The 22,530-nt window shown below is 69.3% G+C and carries 19 protein-coding genes and 1 pseudogene; 10 read left to right on the top strand and 10 right to left on the bottom strand.

Going from position 1 to position 22,530, the window contains the following annotated elements; translation table 11 throughout:
* Window positions 1-20: 20 nt before the first annotated feature.
* From ABGB11_RS18715 to ABGB11_RS18675, 9 genes are all read right to left on the bottom strand, one after another.
* A complete protein-coding gene (locus tag ABGB11_RS18715) occupies window positions 21-677 on the bottom strand; it encodes a GntR family transcriptional regulator (RefSeq protein ID WP_347634404.1) in 657 nt (218 codons plus the stop codon).
* 34 nt (window positions 678-711) lie between these two features.
* On the bottom strand, window positions 712-1,836 hold the full coding sequence (locus ABGB11_RS18710; protein WP_347634402.1) for a Glu/Leu/Phe/Val dehydrogenase dimerization domain-containing protein: 1,125 nt from the start codon (window positions 1,834-1,836) through the stop codon (window positions 712-714).
* 9 nt (window positions 1,837-1,845) lie between these two features.
* Window positions 1,846-3,789: an FAD-dependent oxidoreductase gene (locus ABGB11_RS18705; protein WP_347634533.1), complete on the bottom strand. Its 1,944-nt coding sequence runs from the start codon at window positions 3,787-3,789 to the stop codon at window positions 1,846-1,848.
* 181 nt (window positions 3,790-3,970) lie between these two features.
* Window positions 3,971-5,398 (bottom strand): aldehyde dehydrogenase family protein, encoded by a 1,428-nt coding sequence (locus ABGB11_RS18700; protein WP_347634400.1) that lies wholly within the window; start codon window positions 5,396-5,398, stop codon window positions 3,971-3,973.
* 27 nt (window positions 5,399-5,425) lie between these two features.
* Window positions 5,426-6,274: a transporter substrate-binding domain-containing protein gene (locus ABGB11_RS18695; RefSeq protein ID WP_347634398.1), complete on the bottom strand. Its 849-nt coding sequence runs from the start codon at window positions 6,272-6,274 to the stop codon at window positions 5,426-5,428.
* A gap of 29 nt (window positions 6,275-6,303) precedes the next feature.
* Window positions 6,304-6,960, bottom strand: a complete 657-nt coding sequence (locus ABGB11_RS18690; protein WP_347634396.1) for an amino acid ABC transporter permease — start codon at window positions 6,958-6,960, stop codon at window positions 6,304-6,306.
* Entirely contained in the window at window positions 6,957-7,595 is a 639-nt protein-coding gene (locus ABGB11_RS18685; protein WP_347634394.1) for an amino acid ABC transporter permease, read from the bottom strand. The genes ABGB11_RS18690 and ABGB11_RS18685 overlap by 4 nt, the downstream gene beginning before the upstream one ends.
* Window positions 7,596-7,599: 4 nt before the next feature.
* On the bottom strand, window positions 7,600-8,427 hold the full coding sequence (locus ABGB11_RS18680) for an amino acid ABC transporter ATP-binding protein (RefSeq protein WP_347634392.1): 828 nt from the start codon (window positions 8,425-8,427) through the stop codon (window positions 7,600-7,602).
* A gap of 276 nt (window positions 8,428-8,703) precedes the next feature.
* Window positions 8,704-8,850, bottom strand: coding sequence for a hypothetical protein (locus tag ABGB11_RS18675; RefSeq protein ID WP_347634390.1), 147 nt, complete (start codon window positions 8,848-8,850; stop codon window positions 8,704-8,706).
* Between the two features lie 41 nt (window positions 8,851-8,891).
* Between ABGB11_RS18675 and ABGB11_RS18670 the strand changes: the two genes are divergently transcribed.
* The 10 genes and pseudogenes from ABGB11_RS18670 to ABGB11_RS18625 all read left to right on the top strand — a co-directional run bounded on the left by ABGB11_RS18670 (window position 8,892) and on the right by ABGB11_RS18625 (window position 21,538).
* Window positions 8,892-9,320 (top strand): hypothetical protein, encoded by a 429-nt coding sequence (locus tag ABGB11_RS18670; protein WP_347634388.1) that lies wholly within the window; start codon window positions 8,892-8,894, stop codon window positions 9,318-9,320.
* Between the two features lie 384 nt (window positions 9,321-9,704).
* Window positions 9,705-10,172 carry a hypothetical protein gene (locus ABGB11_RS18665; protein ID WP_347634386.1) on the top strand — a complete coding sequence of 156 codons (468 nt, stop codon included), beginning with the start codon at window positions 9,705-9,707 and terminating at the stop codon, window positions 10,170-10,172.
* A 689-nt stretch (window positions 10,173-10,861) separates the two neighbouring features.
* Window positions 10,862-11,230, top strand: a complete 369-nt coding sequence (locus ABGB11_RS18660) for a type II toxin-antitoxin system RelE/ParE family toxin (RefSeq protein WP_347634384.1) — start codon at window positions 10,862-10,864, stop codon at window positions 11,228-11,230.
* Complete coding sequence (locus ABGB11_RS18655) at window positions 11,230-11,529, top strand: helix-turn-helix transcriptional regulator (protein ID WP_132199239.1); 300 nt, start codon at window positions 11,230-11,232, stop codon at window positions 11,527-11,529. The genes ABGB11_RS18660 and ABGB11_RS18655 overlap by 1 nt, the downstream gene beginning before the upstream one ends.
* 824 nt (window positions 11,530-12,353) lie before the next feature.
* Entirely contained in the window at window positions 12,354-13,916 is a 1,563-nt protein-coding gene (locus tag ABGB11_RS18650) for a TIGR02677 family protein (RefSeq protein ID WP_347634380.1), read from the top strand.
* Window positions 13,913-15,130, top strand: coding sequence for a TIGR02678 family protein (locus tag ABGB11_RS18645; RefSeq protein ID WP_347634378.1), 1,218 nt, complete (start codon window positions 13,913-13,915; stop codon window positions 15,128-15,130). The genes ABGB11_RS18650 and ABGB11_RS18645 overlap by 4 nt, the downstream gene beginning before the upstream one ends.
* The gene (locus ABGB11_RS18640; RefSeq protein ID WP_347634376.1) at window positions 15,127-19,254 is read left to right on the top strand and encodes a TIGR02680 family protein; all 4,128 of its coding nucleotides are present in this window, start codon (window positions 15,127-15,129) and stop codon (window positions 19,252-19,254) included. Before ABGB11_RS18645 ends, ABGB11_RS18640 begins: the two co-directional genes overlap by 4 nt.
* Before the next feature lie 2 nt (window positions 19,255-19,256).
* Window positions 19,257-20,540 carry a TIGR02679 family protein gene (locus ABGB11_RS18635; RefSeq protein WP_347634374.1) on the top strand — a complete coding sequence of 428 codons (1,284 nt, stop codon included), beginning with the start codon at window positions 19,257-19,259 and terminating at the stop codon, window positions 20,538-20,540.
* A 299-nt stretch (window positions 20,541-20,839) separates the two neighbouring features.
* Window positions 20,840-21,212 (top strand): annotated as a pseudogene (locus ABGB11_RS18630) (type II toxin-antitoxin system RelE/ParE family toxin).
* On the top strand, window positions 21,209-21,538 hold the full coding sequence (locus ABGB11_RS18625) for a helix-turn-helix domain-containing protein (protein ID WP_021591249.1): 330 nt from the start codon (window positions 21,209-21,211) through the stop codon (window positions 21,536-21,538). Before ABGB11_RS18630 ends, ABGB11_RS18625 begins: the two are co-directional and overlap by 4 nt.
* Window positions 21,539-21,975: 437 nt before the next feature.
* Here ABGB11_RS18625 and ABGB11_RS18620 read toward each other — a convergent pair whose 3' ends face one another.
* A complete protein-coding gene (locus ABGB11_RS18620; RefSeq protein WP_347634371.1) occupies window positions 21,976-22,509 on the bottom strand; it encodes a hypothetical protein in 534 nt (177 codons plus the stop codon).
* Window positions 22,510-22,530: the final 21 nt, after the last annotated feature.

Here is a 22,530-nt window from a genome sequence, read left to right as displayed (position 1 = left end):
ACACGGGACGCCCGCCCTTTTTACATCGGCTTGGACAGCATCGTGTCCCGCGCCTCCTCTATGTGCTCACGCATCAGCCGCTCGGTACGCTCGGCGTCCCGGGCCAGCATCGCGTCCACTATCGCCTGCTGACCACGAATCGACTCCAGCAACTCCTCGTCGGTATACGTCCCGGCAAGCCGGGTGTTGAAGTAGTATTCGCGGCTCTGCTGGATCAACGCGAGCAGGCGCTGGTTCTTGCACGTCGCCAGAATGTGGTCATGAAACGACCTGGTCAGCTCCACGGCACGCGCCCGCAGTTCCTTCACGTCGAGGCGGGCGGCCTCGTCATGAACGCTCCGGACGACCTTGAGCTCCTCGTCGGTGGCCCGCATGGTCCCGAGTCGGACGGCCCATCCCTCCAGCCCAGCGCGTACGTCGTAGATCTCGCGGATCTCCTCGGGGGTGTGCTCGTGCACCACCCACCCGCGGCGCACCCGGCGCACGAGTCCCTCGGCCACAAGGCGCTGCAGGCACTCGCGGACCGGCGTGCGACTCACACTGAGAAGCTCCGCAAGGTCGGCCTCGACCAGCCGCTCATTCGGCCGGAACTCCCCGGTTATTATCGCCTCTCGAAGCCGCTGATGAAGCTCCTGGAACCGATTGGACTCGCTTTTCTGCGAGGCTTCGGAACCCATTCCGATAACCCTCTCCTCACAACTATAATCTGTATTAACCGAATCGGCAGGCACCGGCCCGCTTGGCAGAAAAATCTGCGAGTCGGCGCTCCGCCAACCGATAGGCCGCGCCGAGCGGCGTGATTCTCTCGGCGTCCGCCACCTGGAAGGTCTGCCTGATTCGATCGCCGATGGCATCGACCTTGGCGAGCGCCCGCCTGGCCACAAAGCCTCCCTTTCGCAGGCGATCGGCATCGTAGATGGCACCACCGGCGTTGGCAATGAAGTCCACGCCGTAGATGATCCCACGATCCACCAACTCGTGCGCATGCCGATCTTCGGCGAGCACATTGTTGGCCGAGCCGACCACCACCTTAGCTTTGATCTCACCGATCGTGTCGTCGTTGACAACGGCACCCAGCGCAAACGGGGCGAAGACGTCGACGTCCTGCCGGTGTATCTCCTCCGGTGCGACCGGCCGGGCCCCCGACTCGCGGGTCACCCTCGCCACGCGGTCGTCGTCGATATCGGCGATGATCAGTTCAGCGCCCTGGTCCGCCAGCATGCGGGCCGCCTTCTCACCGACCATCCCCAGCCCCTGCACCGCGATCCGGCGGCCGCGCAGGTCGCCGCGCCCCCATGCGCGTTCCGCGCACGCGCGCATCGCGGCCACGGTGCCGCGTGCCGTCGCGTAGGAGATGTCGCCCACGCCGCCGAGATCTTCCGGCAGCGTGTTGACGTGGTCGGTCTCGGTGAAGATGTGCTCCATGTCGTCGAGCGTCGAACCGACGTCGGCCCCGATGCGGAAGCGGCCGCCCAGACTCTCGACGACCCTGCCCACCGCACGCATCCTGGCTTCGCCCTCCACGGGGCCCAGCGGCTTGCCGACGAGAACCGCCTTGCCCCCGCCGAGGTCGACGCCGGCGGCGGCGTATTTCAGCGTCATCCCCTGCGCCAGCCGCATCGCGTCGACGACGGCGTCCCGTTCTGAGGCATAGGGCCAGATGCGAAGCCCTCCGGCGGCCGGCCCCAGCGCGGTCGAGTGGATGGCCACCACCAGCCTCATCCCGGCGGCGGCGTCGCTGGCCACGACGATCTGCTCGAAGCCGCCGGCCTCCAGGTCGGAGAAGCCCAGCCCGGACGACAGGTCGGAGGATTTGTTCAAGGTCGTGAATTCCATGTCTTCCCTCTAGATAGCGGCGGCCGCGGTGAACGCGTCCTGCACGGCGGACTCGACACGCCGGGGACCGAGCACGTCGCCGACGAGCAGGACCTCGGTGTGCTCCTTGAGCCGGTAGGCCAGCGAATCGTCCGGCCGGGCGCCCGTGGTGACCACGGCATCGACCGGACGCGAGCTCTCCGCGGACGTGAACACGTTGCGCAACCGGAGGACGGAGGAGCCGTTCCCCGCGCGGAGATCGACCGGGGCCCATCCGGGCAGCAGCTCGGCGCCTCCGTCCAGCAGGTCCTTGTACACGTCCTCCAGGGTGTGGTGTTCGAGGTCGCCCCCCACCACCGGACGCGAGGAGGTCACGGCGACGGTGGCGCCCTTGGCCTGGAGGTGGGAGGCGACGAACAAGGCCTGGCCGCGGTGGTCCTCGTCGACGACCACGACACGTCCGGACGGCGGCTCGGGCATGGCCATCACCTCGGCGGCGCCGAGGGCGCCCAACCTCCCCCAGTCACCGGACGCCGACACGGCGCCGGTCGCCACGACCACGACAGCCGGATCCAGGTCGAGCACCGTGGCGACGTCCGCCGAGACACCGGTCCGGACGTCCACCCCCAAGCGGTCGATCTCCGAGACCCACCAATCCCTGGCTCTGCCGAACTCCCCACGTCCCGGGGCCGCCGCGCACGCGGAGAGCTTGCCTCCGAGGTGCTCGTCACGCTCCAGCAGGACGACCTCGTGGCCGCGGGCGGCGGCGACCCTGGCCGCCTCCAGCCCCCCGGGTCCACCGCCGATCACCACCACGCGGCGCGCCGTGGCGGTAGGGGTGGTCTCCACCTCGGCACGCTCGCGCTCGTGCCCCGTCACCGCGTTGTAGACGCAGCCGATGGACCTGCCCTTGTGGAGTTCCCCGACGCACATCTGCACGCAGCCGATGCATGGGCGAATCTCGTCCCTGCGCCCCTCAAGGGTCTTGCGAACGATGTGCGGGTCGGCGATATGGGCCCTCGTCATCCCGACCACATCGGCATGGCCTTCGGCGAGGACCTGCTCCGCGTGCTCCGGGTCGACGATGCGCCCCACCGCGAACACCGGAAGCGACACCCGCCGCTTGACCATGCTCGCGTACGGCACCATCACACCGTGCGGGTGGTGCATCGTCGGAATCGGCGAGTCGAAGAATCCGGCTGACACGTTGACGTAGTTCGGAATTCCGGTCTTCACGAGCAGGTCGATGACTTCGAGCGCCTGGGGCTCGTCCATCCCGCCCTCGATCTCGTCGCTCGCGTTGACCCGGATTCCGATGATGTGCTGGTCACCGATCGCGTTCGCGATCGCCTGCAAGATCTCGCGAGCGAAACGGGCTCGCCTCTCGGCCGTCCCCCCGTACTCGTCGGTACGCCGATTTGTCAGCGGCGACAGGAAAAGGTTGACGAGCTGGCCGTGCCCGCAGGAGAGCTCCACGCCGTCCATTCCGCCCCGGATGGCCCGCGCGGCGGCGGCTCCGAAGGCCTCGACGACCTCGCCGATCTCGCCGACGGTCATCTCGTGGGGAATGCGCCCCTCTCCCTGCACCGAAACCGGCGAGGGAGACCATGCGGGTTCCGGCCTGTCGTAGATCCGCTGCGCGAGGTGCCCGAGCTGGGCCTGGACGAGGCCGCCGTGCTCGTGAACCGCATCGGCGACGGCTCGATACCTGGGAATGATCTCGTCATCGACGTTCCGGTACACCCCGTACGGGAGCGGCGAGCTGGAATGCACGATCGACGTGCCCATGGTCATCAGGGCCGCGCCGCCCCGGGACCGCTCCGCGAAGTAGGCCGCATCACGTGCGCCGGGGAACTGCCGATCGTCCACATAGAGGGTCGTATGAGCGGTCACCTGAACCCGGTTGCGAAGCGTCCGGGGACCGAGATCGAGAGGTTGGAAGAGGTACTCGAACGAGGCTGGGAGCTTCTGCATACGAGACGGCATACAGAACAGTATATAACTCGTGGAAGCGGTGAGTCCAGGTATACGGGCTGTTGAGAGGCCTGCGGACCGAGGCGTACATCGCCCGGAAGTGGCGAAGGCACGCGGCTGCCGAGGCCCTGCCACGGCGGCCGCCGGAGCGCGTCTCCCCCCGACGGCCGCCACTGCATCGTTACAGCTGGATCGACTTGACCTGCAGGTACTCTTCGACACCGAAGGTTCCGAATTCGCGGCCGATGCCCGACCGTTTGTAGCCGCCGAACGGCGCCAGCGGATTGAAGCGCCCACCGTTGACGTCGACCTGCCCGGTCTCCATCTCCCTGGCGAAGTCGAGCGCCCGTTCCCGGTCCTTCGCCCAGACCGCACCGGCGAGCCCGTAACTCGAATCATTCGCGAGTTCGAGGGCCTCCTCCTCGGTCTCATAGCCGAGGACCGCGAGAACCGGGCCGAACACCTCCTCCCGAGCGATCCGGGAATCGGGTGGCACGTCGACGAACACCGTCGGCCGAACATAAAACCCCCGGTCCAGACCGTGCGGCCGGTCCACTCCCCCGATCAGGAGCTCGCACCCATCGCTGACTGCGCCGTCGATATACCGCAGCACCGATTCCCGTTGACGCGCCGACACCACGGGGCCCATCCGGGTCGCGGGGTCCATAGGGTCACCGGGTTCGTTCGCCACCGCGTATTTCGCTATCAGTTCGCGGGTCACGTCCAGCCGGGACCGGGGGACCAGCATCCTGGTCCAGGCGCTGCAGGTCTGGCCCGCGTTCATGAAGGCGTTCGCCACACCCACCTTGACCGCGACCGGCAGGTCCGCATCCTCCAGGATCACGTTCGCCGACTTACCGCCGAGTTCCAGGGTCACCGGCCGGACCAGGTCGGCCGCCAGGGATCCGATCCGCCTGCCGGCATCCGTGGAACCGGTGAACGACACCATGTCGACGCCCGGGTGGCGCACCAGCGCCTCGCCGGACTCCGCGCCCCTGCCGATCACGAGGTTCACGACACCGTCCGGCAGGCCGGCCTGCTCGATGATCTGGCACAACGCGTACGTGGAGAGCGGCGCCTCCAGGCTCGGTTTCAGGACCACCGTGCACCCCGCGAGCAGGGCCGGGGCGAGCTTGGCGATGATCTGGTGCAGCGGGAAATTCCACGGCGTGATCGCCGCGACGACGCCGCGAGGCTCTCTCACCACCAGCGAGTTGCCCACTTCGGTGCTGAACCGCAGCGAGTCGGCGATCGTCCGGTGCGACTCGAGGACGGAGATGGGCAATCCGGTGTGGACGCCGCGCCCCAGCCTCACCGGAGCGCCCATCTCGGTGGCGATCAGTCGGACCAGCTCGTCCTGCCGTTCCCGCATGCCTTCGGCGATCGCCAGGATGTGCGCCAGGCGCCGTTCCACGGGCACTGTGCGCCATCCGTCGAACGCACGGCGCGCCGCGGCCACGGCATCGTCCAGATCCTTGGCGGAACTCGAGACCACGACCCCGGCCGGTTCCTCCGTGGCGGGGTTGACGACCGCGATCTCCGCACCGGACGCTCTGACCCACTGCCCGCCGATGTACAGATCTTTCCAGCTGATCATGTTGCCCTTCATGTCGGTGTAGGGACGTCACACGACGGATCACAGAAGGTTCGGCTTCCCGACGTCGGCGGAACTCTCCGGAAGGCCGTACTTCTTCAACGCGCGCGCGATGACGCCCTCCTGCCGGAGCGAGGCGATGTCCTCGTTGAGTGCCTTGGTCATCGCGTCGTTGCCCTTACGGTGCGGCCATCCCGCCTGACCTGGCGAGCTGGTCGCCGCCACTCGTGGATCCGCCGGCGGCACCCGCATTTTCAGGTTCTCTTTCCGGGTCGTCTTGATCATGTTCGTCGCTCCGGCCGCTCCATCGATGGCGACCTGCAGACGCCCCGCGGCGAGATCCTGGAACATCGCCGCCTCGGTGGGGAAGACCTTCAGGTTCCCGCCCAGCAGCTTCTTCATGTCCTCGTTCCAGAGGTTGCCCTCGAAGGTGCCCACCTTCTTGCCGACCACGTTGTCCACGGTGGCGACGGTTCCGCCCTCCGACACCAGCACCATCGCGTCGCTGTAGAGCGGGTCGGTGAGGTTCAGAGCCTTCGCGCGCTCCCTGGTGCGGTACCAGTCACCGGCCGCCAGGTCCGCGCGTCCCGCTTGCACCGCCGGGATCACGCCTGCCGCCGCCTGCTCGATGAGCTTGATCTCCAGGCATTCCAGCTTCGCCACCTCGCGCAGCAGTTCCCCCTCGACGCCTTCCAGAGTGTCGCCGCGGACGATGGTGGCCGGGGAATAGGTGTACGAGGAGACCGTAAGGAAACCCTTTTCAAGGGTCTCGAATTGGTGTTTCGCCTTGCAGTCCGAAGGAACCGAGCCACTCCCGGCACCGCAACCGCTGACTGTCGTGGCAAGCACCACTGCTGCGAGCAGCCCGCCGCCAATTCCTCTACAGTTCATGAAGACTCCCTGGTTGGAGGGTCAGAAGACTAGGAAGGATGAGCGAGACGACGCTCCAAGGCGCGCACCAGGGCGACGCCCGGCAGAGTGACCGCGGCGAACAGCACCGCTGCGAACCCGAGGGACTGCGCATAGTGGAAGGTCCGGGACCCGATCGCGTACGACTGGCTGAGCAGTTCCGGCACCGCGATGGTGAAGCACAGGGTGGTGCCCTGGAAGATGAGGATCGCGAAATTGATCAGCGGCGGCATCGCGATGCGCAGCCCCTGCGGCAGGATGATGAAGCGGAACTGGTCCACCTGGCTCAGACCGGCCGCCTGGGCGGCCTCTCGCTGTCCGGCGGGGACGGCCTGGATACCCGACCGCATGATCTCACTGGTATACGCCGCGGTCGTCAGCCCCAGCCCCGCCACGGCCGCGACGAAGGATTCCAGTTTGAGGTCGACCTGTGGCAGCCCGAAGTAGAGGAACTGCAACAGCACCAGCGCCGGAGTGCCCCGTCCGACCTCGACGACGGCGATCGTCGAGATCCTGAGAAGAGCGTGCGAGGACGAAGCCAGTACCGCAAGGAGCAGGCCGAGGGGGAGTCCGACCGCGAGACTCGCCACCGTCAACTCGACATTGACGAGAAGCCCCTTCAGAAGCGTGGGAAACTGTTCCGCCCAGTCGGCGAGTAGCCCGCTCATCGCGCGAACCCCACTCTGAAGCGACGGTCCAACCGGCGTGAGAACAGTGCGAGCGGGACGCTGAGCGCGACGTACAGGACGGCGGCGATAGTGAAGATCGTCAGCCCCTCGAAGGTCAGTTGGGTCTGCGTGTTCGCCAGGTAGGTGATCTCCACGACGCCGATGATCGAGACGATCGAGGAATCCTTCAGCAGGGCGATGGCGAAACTCGTGGCGGGTGCGACGACGGCGCGCATGGCCTGCGGGGCGATGATCTCGGCGAAAACCCGCGCCTCACTGATTCCCAGTGCACGCGCGGCTTCCCACTGCCCCTTGTCGACCGCCAGAAGACCACCGCGGTAGACCTCTGCCATGTAGGCGCAGGAGACCATGCCGAGCCCGAGGATCCCGGCTGTGAACTTCTCCAGCTTTATAACGTCCTGCGCGAGTCCGTAGTAGATGAAGAACAACCATGCGACCGGCGGGACCGCACGCAGCAGGTCCACCACGAACTGCACCGGAGCGCGGACCAGAAGAAGACGCGAACGCCGCAGCAACATGAGCGGGACGCCGCCGACCACACCGATGAGAAGCGAGCCGAACGTGATGAGGAGAGTGCCCGGGATGCCCTCCGCGAGGACCGTGAGATGATCCATGATCTCACCGATCCAGGATCGCCCGTAGGAAACGACGGGTCCGGGGATGAGCCGGTTCGCGGAGAAGGTTCTTCGGGGGTCCCGACTCCAGGATCCGGCCGTCGGCCATCACGACCACGGTGTCGGACACGTCCTCCGCGAAGGGCAGCTCGTGCGTCACCACGATCATGGTCATGCCATCAGAGGCGAGTTGCCGCATGACGGCCAGCACGTCCAGGCCCAACTCGGCGTCGAGCGCGGAGGTCGGTTCGTCGAAGAGCATGACGGTCGGATCCAGTGCCAGCGCACGTGCGATGGCGATGCGCTGCTGCTGACCTCCTGAGCACTGGCTCGGATGCGCGCCCGCCTTGTCGGCGAGCCCCACCTGCTCCAGCAGCATCATCGACCTGGCGTCCGCATCGGCTTGGCTTCGGCCGAGGACACGCCTCTGGGGCAGCGAGATGTTCCGCAGCACCGTCAGGTGCGGGAACAGGTTGAACGACTGGAACACCATGCCGACGCGGCGGCGCAGGTCAGCCAGATCTCTGCCGGTAAGGCAGCCCTTCGGGCCGCAGGCCTCCGTCCCGTCGACGAGGATGCGCCCGCGAGTGGGGGTCTCCAGAAGGTTGATACAGCGGAGCAGCGTGCTCTTCCCGGCGCCGCTCGGCCCGATGATCGCGACCACCTCGCCGCGGCCGATGTCCAGTGAGACATCGTCAACGACGGCGCGTCCTGCGAACTCCTTGCTGACGGACTCGATGCGCACGGTCGCGGACGAGGCCCCGGCGGCTCGGCCCGGCTCAGCGCCCGCGGCCTTGCGGGGAATGTGACCTGGGCTACTCTCGGAGGACATTGCCGTATGCTAAACAGCATGCAGCTATGCATGCAAGAGTTGGAGCTGGGATAGGACCCGCCGATTCACAGCCTGCTCCCTCGACCGAGGGCATCATTTCGAGCGCGCATCCCCCGACCACCGCATCATGCGGCACGTGGGCACGTCCACAGTCGCCCATGGGGGCGACCGTGTGCTGATCGGACAGCTCCAGCCGTTCCACCCCAGCACGCCGGCCACATCAGCGACGCAGCCGATGGCCCGGTTCCGGCCACCGCTGGCCGCGTCCCGGCGTGCTCAGGAGCCGGTGGGGAGTGGGTCCTTGGTGAGGCGGGCCGCGAGCCAGTCACGCACTTGCTCCCCGGACTCGTGCAGCGCGGGGACGGTCAGAGGGTCATTGGCGAGGGCCCCGTCCACCCAGCAGCACCGCTGCAGGACGGTCACCTCGGGGGCGTCGTCCGGCGTCAGCCGCGGACGCCGATTCCGTGCGGGTCGTCGTCACGGGCGCGGACGCCATCGGGTCCGACCTCAAGCTCTGGAGCATCGGTGGCGTGATCATTCACCACTGTGACGGCGCGGAGTCCTTGGCCGACGATCGGAAGGGTGAACCGTGTGGGTGCCCTGAGTTGCTGGCAGATCGGAAGGCCGAGGCCAAGGCTGGGCGGGGTCCCAAGCCCGACACCAGCACCAGTTTCCGTCTACTCGACGTGCCCGGCCTCGGCAGGTTCCAAATGCGGTCGGGCAGTTGGGACCTGCTCCGCGTGCTGCATGAGTATGTGAGCGACCTTGACGGCATTCGGCGGGCCGCGGCGGTGTGCGCCCTCACGCTGGAAACGGTCACGTTCGTTCCGAAGGGCGGCCCCATGGGGGACAAGATCGTGAGCTACAAGAAGCCCGCTCTCAAGGTCGACTGACCGTACGAAGGTGCATCGGAGCCGGCGTGACCCTACGTGACGAGTCTGGTGTGGACGGCGCGGGTAGTTGCGTGGGAGGCATGGCCACGACATGCAGCGGGTAGCTACTGTGTAGCGCAGCGTGGCAGGTTGCCGGGCGAACACAATCCGCTTATCCCTGCCCACCTCTTAGACCAGCGAAAACGCCCCGGAGCCCCACGGCTCGGGGCGTTGTTTTTGACGGCAACGCAGCTTCCGCGACGGCAGACGGTCATCACACATCAGCGCAAGGCCGACGAGGCGCCGCCCCGAAGCGTGGTCTCTCGCGCAGCGAAGGAGCCAGGATCACGCACCGAGGCACCCTGCAACGTCAACTTCAGAACGTGATCTGAGTATGATGGTGGCATGAGCACCGCAGCGGACGCAGTGACCTTCTCAGACTTGTCGCGCAACCCCAAGTCCGTAGCCGAGCGCGCCGCGCGCCTCGGCCGGCTGCGTGTCACCCACCGCGATGCCCCCGACTTCTACCTCACGGCCGCTGACCGGGAAGAGCAGCGCGATGAGAGTCTGACGACCGCGTCACGGATCTTTCTGGCGCTCATGAAGCATGATCCGAGCGCTCGGGCTCTGCTCCTTGCCATGCCCGACGTGTTCCCCTGGATCCGTCACCTGAGCGTTGAAGAGGTCCGCGCCTTCACCGTGGAGCTGATCGACGCCCTGTCCGACGCCGCCGAACTCGATCTCGACACGAATGCTCAAGAGGTCATCACCGGCTGGCGCGCCACCGCCCGAATCAAGGCAGATCCCACGCAACACGAGGAAGCCCTTCGGGCGACCTCTGGTGACTTCGGTCCAGTTGAGGTAACGCCTTGAGCCCCAAGCGAGGCGACAGGGTCACCGTCCCACCGCCAGACGACCAATGGGATGTCCGGTTCGGCACCAGCGAGGCGGTACGAGGCTGGGAAGAGCTATGCCGTCTCGCTCTGTCGAACACACGCCGATGCCTGGAGACCCTACGCGCGGAGCCGCGCTCCCGCGCCAACCACGAGCGCCAGCACCGACTCCGCGGAGACCTCGCCACGCACCGGCACAACGGTCGGGACCTCGAACAATGGGAGTACGAGGTCACGAGCGGCGGACGAGTCCGCTACGTGATCAACGATGACGACCGTACAGTCTGGATCGTCCACGCATCCCCGCGCCATCCCAAGGACACCGACCGGTGACGGCAACCCTGACGGCAACGACGGCAACCAACCGGCACCGCGGGCGCACGTCGGGCACCGTCTGACCTCGGTCGACAGGGCGGCCGCCGGGCGGTTGCCACTTCTGAAAGCGGAAGGTCGGCGGTTCGACCCCGCCCTGCCCACCTCTTAGACCAGCAGAAACGCCCCGGAGCCAACAGGCCCGGGGCTTCGTTTTGACAGCAACGAGCGATGCCCCACGGCGGACGGTCGAGGATCATCGCACATAGATCGCCCCCGGCCAGGGCCACCAACGGATTCGGGGCTGGACAGACTCGGTTTCGAGACTTACCGTCGATGGTATATATCATCAATCGTATGTTCGAGATCGAGATGGAGCCTGAGGTCGTCACGTGGCTGGACACGCTGACGTTCGCCCAGTATCAGCGCGTCATGCGCAACGTGGACGACTACCTGGTCGACCGAGGTGACATGCTCGATGGAGACCACACCAAGGCACTACGCGACGGAGTCCGCGAACTGCGCGTCCACCTGGAGGACACGGCCTGGCGAATCACGTACTGGCTACCGACCGGGCCTGGCCGCTTGATCGTGTTACTGACGGTGTTCCAGAAGGTTCGCAACGACGCGCAACCACGGGACGTGGAGCGAGCAGTGAACGCACGACGGGTCTGCGAGACGTCCCATACAGGACCAGCAGACCATGTCTACGAAAGGAGCGAGTGATGGCCGGGCACACCCGTTGGAAGCTTGACCGTGAGCGGCGGCTGCGCGAGGGAGCACCCAGCCACCCCGAGTACGACCTTGCCGGCCTTGACCTCCGGCTCGGCGACATGATCCGCGAGCGCCGCAGGGAACTGGGGCTCACCCAGGCAGAGGTGGCCGAGCTCGCAGGCATCACACAGCCCGCGTTGTCGCGCATTGAGGGCGGTGGAGGTGTGCCAACCCTGGCGATGCTGGACCGGATCGCCAAGGCCATGCACACCACGTTCACCATCACCGTTGGCGAGCACGCAGCAGCGTGACCCAACCACCCTCAGGACGCTTCGAGTCGGCCCGGTGGCGCAGAGCCAAGCCAGCTGACAGCAACGGTGACAGCAACAACGGCATTCGACCCCTACCGTCGGCACATCTCGCCCACCGTCCAACCTCGATCGATGCTCGCGCGGCAGGGGTGTTGTTATAGCTGAAAAGCGGAAGGTCGGCGGTTCGACCCCGCCCCTGCCCACCTGGTCCTCTGACCAGCGAAAACACCGGTAACGGGTTGATCACCGTACTATCTCCCGATGGGTACCGCCCGTACGCGGCGCCCGAAGGACCTCCGAGCAGGTACCTTCCAGCCCGCGATCAACTCGTTCACCCTCCACCTCAACGCCGAGGGGAAGTCCCCGAAGACCGTCCGCACCTACGCCGAAGCGGCGCAGTGGTTCGCGGCCGCTACACCCATGCGGGCACCGGCCGACCGACCGGACGTGGCGACGGCCGCCTCTACCTGCGCGTTCCGATCCGGGAGGAGGACGAGGCCAAGCGTCAGGTACAGGCGAGATGCGACCCCGAGCACAAGCTCTGGCATGTCGCGGCGAACGTGCCGAGGACCCGCCTGAGCCGCTGGCTTCCCGGTGGCACGTGACACACGCGCGGCGTTTCGTCACATGGCGCGGCCTTCCACCGCTCTTCGGGATGGCCGCCACCGTTCGGTGCTGTTGTCTCCCGTTGGTCCGAACGACGCACGGACGGTGGCTAAGGTGAACCTCGTCCGCGGAGCAGCGCCCGAGCCGCGCCGACCAACCAACGGCGACGACGGCGTGGCCCGGACTGGGGAAGAGATCGCGCCGACCGGGGGGATGTGATGGAGCCGCAGAACGCGAGGCCGTTCGCGCACCTCGATGCGCCGCTGTCGGACACCTACCGGCGCGTCATGGGCGTCTTCGTGGAGAACAAGCGGCGGTTCGTCGTCCATCTGAGGCCCGAGGACGTGGCCGAGGCGCTGCGCCGCGACGGTGGTTCCGGGCTCTCTCAGGAGACGGTCGACAAGGCGCTGGGCAGCCTGGCCGAGTGGGGGAACCTGCGCGCCGATCCCGACACCAGCCGGGTCACCACGGTCGAGGACTTCTACCGGGCCCGGCACCTCTACCAGCTCAGCCGTGAGGGCGAGGCAGCGGAGCGGGCGCTGGAGGTGTACGAGCAGGAGATCGGCCGCCGGGGAGAGCTCCAGGCCGTCGCGCTGGAGGATATCCGCGTGCGGTTGCGGGCCCTGCGCGATCTGCCGGGGCATCCCGACCCCGCCGTCGCCCACAACCTCCTTCTGGAGCTGATGAGCCGGCTGGACAGCCTCGCCGCGAACGCGAGCGCCTTCATGAGCGGGTTGCAGCGCACCATCGAGCTCCAGGACGTCGACGAGGAGGCATTCCTGGCCTACAAGGACCGGCTCATCGCTTACCTCGAAAGGTTCGTGTCCGAGCTGGTCGTCAAGCACCACGACATCGCCACGACCTTGCGTGCGCTGCCGCCCGAGCATGTGGCGGCCCTGCTCGCGGCAGCCGCGGGACGCGAGGCCGCCGATGCCGTGCCGGACGGGGCGGCGAGAGCGGCAGAGGAGACGCCGTCCGCCGCCGTGAGCGCCGCCACCGGGGAGAAGCTGGCCGCCTGGGAGAGCCGCTGGTCGGGGCTGTGGTCCTGGTTCGTGGGCGGGCGCGGGCATCCGTGCCAGGCCGATCTGCTCCGTACCCGGGCGCGTAAGGCGATCCCGGATCTGCTCGCCACGATCAGCGTGCTGCAGGAGCGCCGTGCCGGGCGCAGCGACCGGTCCTCCGACTTCCGGGCGCTGGCCCGGTGGTTCGCCCAGTCCCCCACGGAACAGGACGCGCACCGGCTGTGGCGGGCGGCGTTCGGGCTGTCGACGGCGCGCCACCTCACCGCGGAACCGGGAGCTCCGATCGCCGAGGTGCCCGCCGCCACGAGCTGGCTGGAGGCTCCGCGCGTCGAGGTGTCGGCACGGCTGAGGGCCGCGGGTCACTACGCCAAGCGCGGCGCGCCGAAGGGGGTGCGTGACCGTACCGCCGAACGCGAGTCGCTCGCCCGGGAGGTGGCCGCCGAGCGGGAGCAGACCGAGGCGGCACGCCGCCGGCTGGCGACCGGGCGGACGGCCCGGCTCAGCGAGATCGGCCTCCTGGACCGCCAGGAGTTCGCCCTGTTCCTGCGGCTGCTGGGCGACGCGCTCGCAGCCGGCCCGCCCGGGCCGGACGGGGCGATCCGCACGCGCACCTCCGACGGCGCGCTGGCGGTGACCCTGAGACCGGTGGGCGGCCTGGCCGAGGTCGAGACGGAGGACGGCGTGCTGCGCGGCCCCGACCACGAGCTCACCATCGTCGACCTCATGACCGGCCCGGAACCGATGGCGGTCCGCTCGTGACGGGCGCGCTGACCGACGTCCTGGAAGCCCAGCGGGACGAGGAGCGGCGCCGCGCCGTCCGGATCCTGCTGCGCACGCCGCTGCTCACGCCGCGCGACGCCGAGTACGCCCTCGTGCGCCGGCACGCCGGGTACCTGGCCCAGTGGTTCGCGCGGGAGGCAGGCTGGTCGCTGCACACCGACCCCGGTGTCGCCCGGCTCCGCAAGGTGCCCGGCGACCTGGGCGACGGGAGCCGCGCCGCCCGGGTCCGCGACGGCGGAGCGCGCGCCCGGGAGCCGTTCAGCCGGCGCCGCTACGTGCTGGCGTGCCTGGCGCTGGCCGCGCTGGAGCGCGCCGAGGCCCAGGTCACGCTCGGCTGGCTGGTGGATCGGGTCGTCGCGCTGGCCGCCGACGAGGAGATCGCCCGCGCCGGCATCGTGTTCACCATGGAGGACCGGGACGAGCGCGGCGACCTTGTCGCGGTCGCGCAGTTGCTTCTGTCGCTGGGCGCGCTGGTGAAGGTGGCCGGCGACGAGCAGGCGTTCGTCAACCGGAGCGGCGACGCCCTGTACGACGTGGACCGCCGCGTGCTGGCGGTGCTGCTGGTGGCGCGGCGCGGACCGTCGCTGGTGGAGACCCGCGGGCATGATGAGAGGCTCACCGCGATCACCGGGGACCTGCTGCCCGACACCGAGGACGGCCGCAACCGGATGATCCGCCACGCCCTCACCCGGCGGCTGCTGGACGACCCGGTGCTGTACTACTCCGACCTGTCTCCTGAGCAGCGCGCCTACCTCGACATGCAGCGCGGTCCGTTGCTGAAGCGATTGACGGAGGGGACCGGGTTCCTGGCGGAGGTCCGGGCCGAGGGCATCGCGCTGATCGACCCGACCCGGGAGGCAACCGACTTCGGGATGCCGGAGGAGGGCACTGAGGGGCACGCGACGCTGCTGCTGGCCGAGTTCCTCTCCGACCGGCTTCGAACGGGTGCGCCGACCGTGGCGGTTGAAGAGGCGGAGCGGCGCATGGTCGAGCTCATCGGCGAGCACAAGGCGCACTGGCGCAAGAACGTCCGCGATCCCGGCGCCGAACGGGCGCTGACCACCCACGCGTTGCACCGGCTGTCCGCTCTCGGGCTGGTGCGGCTGTCCGCCGAGGAGGTCGTGCCGCTGCCGGCGCTGGCCCGCTTCGGATATCTCGAACCCACCATCGTCGGGAAGAGGGAGAAGTCATGACGGCCGGCGCCAATCTTGATGCGGACGGCTCGTCCCTGGCTCCGAACGCATCGGCGGAGTTGCCGGTGGCGCGCGCCGCGCGATGGCAGCCTCTGCGCACGGGCCTGGTCGACCTGTTCTACTACGACCACCAGGAGTTCTGGTTCCGTGACGGCCGGGTGCTGTTCCGCGGCAACAACGGAACCGGCAAGTCCAAGGTGCTGGCTCTGACGCTCCCGTTCCTGCTGGACGGCGACCTGACGCCCAGCCGGGTCGAGCCCGACGGCGACCGGGGCAAGCGGATGGAGTGGAACCTGCTGCTCGGCGGCCGCTACGACGAGCGGCTGGGGTACACGTGGCTGGAGTTCGGCCGGGTCACCGAGGACGGGGAACGCGCCTACCTCACCGTCGGCGTGGGGTTGAAGGCGGTCGCGGGGCGCGGCATCGCCGACCGCTGGTTCTTCGTGACCTCGCAGCGGGTCGGCCAAGACCTGTTCCTCATCGGATCCGGAGGCGCGGCGCTCACCCGGGACCGGCTCACCGAGGCGATCGGGTTGCACGGCCAGGTCACCCAGCGCGCCGAACGGTACCGGCGGATGCTGGACGAGCACCTGTTCCATCTGGGCGAGGAGCGCTACGACGCGCTGATCAATCTGCTCATCCAGCTCCGGCAGCCGCAGCTGTCCAAACGCCCCGACGAGAAACGCCTCTCGGCGGCTCTGTCGGACGCCCTCACGCCGCTCGACCAGGCGGTGCTGAGCGACATCGCGACCGCGTTCCACGACCTGGAGCAGCAGCGCGCGGAACTGACCGGCCTGCGCGACACCCGCCGCCACGTGGCCCGCTTCGTCGACCGGTACCGCCGCTACGCCTCGGTCGCCGCGCGGCGGCAGGCCCGCGAGCTGCGCACGGCCCACAGCGCGTACGAGGCTGCGCAGCGGTCGCTCGCCGGAGTGCGCGAGGAGATCGAGCGTGCTGGCCGGGAGGAGGCGGAGGCCGCCGAACTCCTGGAGACGGCCCGCATCGAGCACGCCGAGCAGACGGCGGTCCGGGAGGAACTCGGCTCCGACCCGCGGCTGAAGAACTTCGCGGACGCTCAGCGGTACGCCGAGCAGGCCGAGCAGGACGCGGCGAGGGCCCGGCAGACCGCCGAGCGGGCCGAAAAGACACGGTCGGAGCGGAAGGCCCGGCACGACAGGGCCATGGATGAGGTCGAGCGGAGCGCCGCGGCCCTGGCCGAGGCGCGCCTTCCCCTCGACGCCGCCGCGGACCTCGCCGGGATCTCCGGCCCGCACGCCGATGTCGCCTTCGATCCGTCCGCGGAGGCGACACTGATCGCGGCGGAGCGGGAGCTGGCACGCCTCGCCGACAGCCGAGCCGAGGCCGTCGCGCACGTGACGCGGCTGGCCGGCAAGGCGGCACGCGCCGAAGCCGAACTGGCTCAGGCACGGCGCGTCCTCGGGGAGCGCGAGTCCGACCGGGACGCCGCCGCCGACGCTCTCGGCGAAGCACAGGACGCGCTGGCAGAGGAGACGGGGCGGCACATCGGGCAGTGGCGCGACTTCGGGCGCTCGCTCACCGAGCTGACCGTCCCCGACCCGGCCGACGTCGACCTGGAAGGCTGGGCGGAGACCCTGGAAGGCCCCCATCCGCTGCTGGCCGCTGTCCGGACCGCGACGGAGGAGGCGCATCAGGCCCTGGCCACCGAACGCGCGGCCGCCGAAGCCGACCTGCGGGCCGCCGAAGCCGACCTGCACGACCTGACCACTGAGCGGAAACGTCTGGAAGCGGGCGTCATCGACCGTCCGGCCGTCCCGCACACGCGCGGCGCGGACGTCCGAACCGGTCCCGGGGCGGCCCTCTGGCAGGTCGTGGACTTCGCCGCCGACCTGAACCCCGGCGAGCGCGCGGGCCTGGAAGCGGCGCTGGAGGCGTCCGGCCTGCTGGACGCCTGGATCACCCCTGACGGCGCACTTCTGGACCGCGACGCCCACGACGTGGTCGTCCAGCCGGGGAGCATCGCCGGCCGGCCGCTCACCGCGGCGCTCACCGTCGCGATCGACCCTGATGACGTCCAGGCCGTGGCACTGGCACCCGGCACCGTGTCGGCCGTCCTGGCAGGCATCGGGCTGGGCGAGCAGGACGCCCCCGGCTGGGTGGACACCGCAGGCCGCTGGGGCGTCGGCCCGCTGCGCGGAGTCTGGGCCAAGGAGGCCGCCGGGTATGTCGGAGCGGGCGCTCGCGAGGAGGCGCGGCGCCGCCGTCTGGCGGAACTCGCCGAACTCGTCGAAGCCGCCGAGCACGCCGCCGCCGGGGCCCGCGCGGCCGTCGAGTCCGTCGAACGCCGCCGGGGCGTGCTCGCCGCCGAGCTGCACCGCGAACCGTCCGACCAGCCGCTGCGCGACGCGCACAGCGCCGTCACCGGCGCTGCCCGGCAGTTGGAGAAGGCGCGTGCCCGGGTAGAGAAGGCCACCGACGACGCGGACTGGGCCCGGCGCGACCACGAAGCCGCCGCCGCCGAACGCGACCAGGCCGCGGCCGACGTCGGCCTGCCGGCCGACCCGGACAGCCTCGCCGCGGCCGGGGCGGCGCTGGAGGACTACAGGCGGGCCGCGGCGGGGCTCCTCGCGGCCGCGCGCCGGCACGCGGACCGCCTCGGCGAGCTGGCGACCTGGACCGAGGAGCTCACCTCCGCGGCCTCCGCGGCGGCGGAGGCCGGCGGCCAGGCGCGCGCGGCCGAGGTCCGCGCGGCGCAGGAGCGCGGCCGGCTAGAGGCCCTGCGCGAGTCGATCGGCGCGTCCGTCGAGGAGCTGCGCCGGCGGCTCCAGGACAGCAGGCGGCGCATCGCCGAGCTCGACGCCGAACTCCGCCGACTGGATGGCGAGCAACGCCGGGCCGGGCAGGCACACGCCAGAGCACAGGGACGCGAGGAGCAGCTCACCGAGCAGCTCACCGGAGCCGGAGGCCGCCGGGACGACGCCGTCACCGAGCTGCGGCGCTTCGCCGCGACCGGCCTGCTCGCGCTCGCCTGCGACGTGGAGATCCCCGGCACCGGCGACGCCTGGGCGGCCGACCCCGCGGTCCGGCTCGCCCGCCGCGCCGAGGAGCGCCTGCGCGACGTCGACGACGGGGATGAGGCGTGGCGCCGCGTCCAGGACGAGATCACCCGCCACTACTCCGACCTGTCGGAGGCGCTGTCGCGGCACGGGCACCACGCGGTGGCGGGGCTGGACGACTGGTTCGTGGTCACCATCCAGTTCCAGGGCCGGGAGCGTGCCCCGGGCGAGCTGACCGAGCTGCTGGACGGCGAGATCGGCTACCGCGAGCGGATGCTGACCGCCAAGGAACGCGACCTGCTGGAGGAACACCTGATCAACGACGTCGCCGGCCATCTCCAGGAGCTCATCACGGAGGCGGAGGCGCAGGTCGGGTTCATGAACGCCGAGTTGGAGGAGCGTCCCACCTCCACGGGCATGCGGCTGCGGCTGCGCTGGGAGCCGAGCCCGGACGGCCCCGCCGGGCTCGCCGAGGCCCGCGCCCGGCTGCTCCGGCAGAACGCCGACCTGTGGTCGCCCGCCGACCGCGGCGCCGTCGGCGACTTCCTGCAGCGCGAGATCGAGCGGGTCCGCGCCGAGGACGAGCACGGCACCTGGCAGGAGCACCTGCGCCGGGCGCTGGACTACCGCTCCTGGCACCGCTTCGTCATCGAGCGGTACCAGGACGGCCGATGGCGCAGCGCGGTCGGACCGGCCTCCGGCGGTGAGCGCGTGCTGACGGTGTCGCTGCCGCTGTTCGCCGCCGCGTCGGCGCACTACCGGTCCGCCCACCCGCACGCGCCGCGCATGGTGGCACTGGACGAGGCGTTCGCCGGCGTGGACGACGACGCCCGCGCCAAGTGCCTCGGTCTGCTCACCACCTTCGATCTGGACGTGGTGATGACCTCCGAACGGGAGTGGGGCTTCTACGCGACCGTCCCCGGCCTGGCCGCGCACCACCTGGTCCGCCGCGACGGTGTGGACGCCGTGCACGTCACCACCTGGGAATGGGACGGGCGCGAGCCGGTCCGTGTCGAACGCCGCGCCGCGATCAGGCCGCCCGCGCCGCGCGCACCCGAGCCCAGTCCGGATTCCGAAGGGCTGTTCTGACGGTGTCCGCGGCCGTCGATCTTCCCCGGTTGCGCCGGACGCTCGGCGATCCGGACTTGGCCCGGCTGGTCGCGGCGCTGGCCCGCAGGATCGAGCTGGGGCGTCCGCTGACCGGGCGGCTGATCCTGTCGCGGCCGTCCGAGGCCGAACTGCGCGCGATCCGCGCCCTGCTGGGCTCCGGCCGAGCCGGAGTGCGAGGCGGCTCGGTCACCGTCCCCCTGGACAGGGTCGCCGCGACGCTGGCCCAAGCCGCGATAGCACCCGACCTGCATTCCGCCGTCCAGGCCCTGGCGGGGCCGATCACACCGCGAGCCGTGGCGGCGGCCGCCGAGGAGACGGCACGGGACGCGGCGGAACAGGCACTGGCGGCGGGACGACACGCCGGAACAGCCTGGTACCGGGCGTGGGCTGAGGCACTGACCACCGACGGGACGCTCACTCGGCTGGTCCACCGTGGCGAAACCACGCTTCTCGGCGCGGCCGTCTCCGTCCTGGATCTACTGCCCGCCCCCGGTAGCCCGCTGCCGGTCATCGCCGAACGCGCCACCGGAGACACCAAGGCGCTGTCCGGCACGCCGCTCGCCGGGCTGGTCCTGCGGGCCCTCGTCCACCGCGCGCAGGCCGAGCAGCCGCGCGGCGCGGAAGCGGAACGGGCCCTCTGGGAATCCGCAGGCGTCATCATCGACGACCTCTCCAGCCAGGTACTGGTTCTCGGCCTCGCCGCGGACGGCGAAGGTCCCCTGGCCGATTGGCTGACTCAGGCAGCCGCCAGGCGTACCCCCTTCCGGATCACTCTGCACCAGCTCGTCACCATGCCGATCGAACGGACCGCCACGGTCGTGCACGTCTGCGAGAACCCGTCGGTGCTGCGCGCTGCCGTCTCCGCTCCGGTCGCCATGCCGCTGATCTGCACAGAGGGAATTCCCTCGGCGGCCTGCAACCGGCTGCTGACGTCCATCGCCGGAACCGGTGCGCGGATCCGCTGGCGCGGCGACTTCGACTGGACCGGCCTGCGCACCACCGCCTCAGCGATCGACCGCTACGGCGCCGAACCCTGGCGAATGTCCACCGCCGACTACGAAACCGCTCTGGCCGCCGGGGACTCCGAGCCCCTGCGCGGCTCCCCCGCATCCAGCCCTTGGGACTCCGTCCTGGCCACCCGGATGCGCCAGGCGGACCGCGCTGTCATGGAAGAGCGGCTGGTCCCCCTACTGCTCTCCGATCTTGCGGAGACTGCACCAGGTGAGCCCGCCATGACCATCTCGCGACCCGAGCCAGAGGCATGACTGCCACACACAGTGAGTAGTCATCTAATAACACAGCGCGGTAGTCTGACGGAAACACAATCCGCTTATGGGGTTCTCGCTCATGAGCGACCTAGGTTTTCGCACATCAGTACAGCGCTCGGACGCTGTGACCTGAAAAGCGGAAGGTCGGCGGTTCGACCCCGCCCCTGCCCACCACATCTGACCAGCGAAAACGCCCCGGAGCCATGAGGCCCGGGGTGTTGTGTTTGACGGCAACCGACGTCATCAGGAAGCGGACGGTCAACCCTGCAGTATGAGCTAGAGGTTATATTGGTTGAGTGCCCTGGGACGTCATCCTCCTCGAACCAGCGAAAGCTGGTTCCTCAAGCTGTGTGAAACAGAGACGGAACTGCGGCCTTAGTCGAGCAGGCCATCGACAGGCTGGCCGAGGTCGGACCGACGCTGGGACGGCCACTGGTCGACACACTGGAACACAGCGAGCTACGCAACCTCGAGGAGCTGCGGCCCGGCAGCCGAGGACGGTCGGAGATCCGCATGCTGTTCGTCTTCGATCCGGACCGGGCAGCGATCTTCTTGGTGGCCGGAGACAAGGCCGGGCAGTGGTCACGCTGGTACGACGAGGCGATCCCGCTGGCCGAAGCCCGCTACGCCGAGTACCGGGCAGCGAAGGATAAGGAGAGCGGACGATGAGCACCGGACGCCGCTGGCAGGACATCAAGGCCGAAGCACACCGCCGCAACCCCGAACTGGCCGCCCCCGAGCGCCAGGCCCAGGCTCGCGCCGAACTGGACGCCTACGTCGCCGGCCACCACCTCAAGGAGCTTCGCAAGGCCATCGGCAAGACACAAGCCGAGGTCGCCCAGATCCTGGGGGTCTCCCAGTCCCGCGTCTCCCAGATCGAAAACGGCAACCTCGAAGCCATGGAGCTGGAAACGCTCCGTGCCTACGCCACCGCACTCGGAGGACACCTGGACATCACCGTCAGCGTCGGCCCCCACTCAATCAAGGTCGCCTGACAACGCCAAGCGGTGACGGCAACCTTGACGGCAACGACAGCAACCAAGCAGCACCACGGACGCACGGGCATGTTCCGTCTGGTCACGTCTCGCGCCGCCGTGCACGGCCGCCCCAGCAGCGGGAGCCCGAGACGAGAGCAAGTCAGCACACCGAGAGAACGCCGCCCGCACCTGCCGCGTAGACGAGGCAGGACTTCAGCGTATCTATGCGACGGGCAGTCGAGCGTGTGTGACTGGAGGAACCCCGTGGTTCCCCCAGACCCCTTCCTGGACCCGGGGCACTTATTCGCGCGAAATCGTCTGGCACGGGTTCGGCACGGGTTGGCTGCCGTTCGCGCGAATAAGCATCCCGGAGCGTCGTGCGTCTGTGGCGGTTGGGAGGGGGTTGGAGAGTACTTTCAAGACTTGGGGTTCGAAAGCGTCTGTGTTCGGTACTTCTACGCGCCCCGCTGCGGTTCGAACTCCGCGGTGAACTCCTCCCAAAGCCCGCCGATGTCCTCGTGCAGGCTGTCGAGGTGGCGGTCGGTGTGTTCACCGGTCGGTGTGGACTCCACCAGGCACCAGCCGGGAAGTTCGTCGCGGAGCCCCATGGGCGGGTATCCGTCGGGATCCTCCGGGTCGTGGTCGACGAAGTCGGAGTCCGCCAGCCGATAAGCCAGGTCGAAGGCGGTCGCATGGGCGACCCGACTGGCAAAGAGCGCCAACGTCCGTGGCTCGATGCCCGCAGCCTCGAACTGCGCCAGCGCGTCGGGGTTTCGCGGATCGGCGAGCACCTGCTCCACGGCGCCGGGCTGCTCCCACTGCGCCACCACCTGCCGGACGCTGCGCAGAAACAGGAAACGGGCCAGCTGCGGAATGTCCTCGTCCATTTCGGAGTCGGCCCAGACCTCCGGATCCGCCGCACCCAGAGCCGTGAAGACCCGGACCAGGTGGGCACGGCGCTCCTCAGGGTCCTGATGTTCGTCAGTCATGGGCTCAGCATGCCAGAGCCG

It is taken from the genome of Actinomadura sp. B10D3, from assembly GCF_039871695.1.
GTDB lineage: Bacteria > Actinomycetota > Actinomycetes > Streptosporangiales > Streptosporangiaceae > Spirillospora > Spirillospora madurae.
Note: the sequence above shows the minus strand (reverse complement) of the source record. Positions and strands in the feature narration are given on the sequence as shown.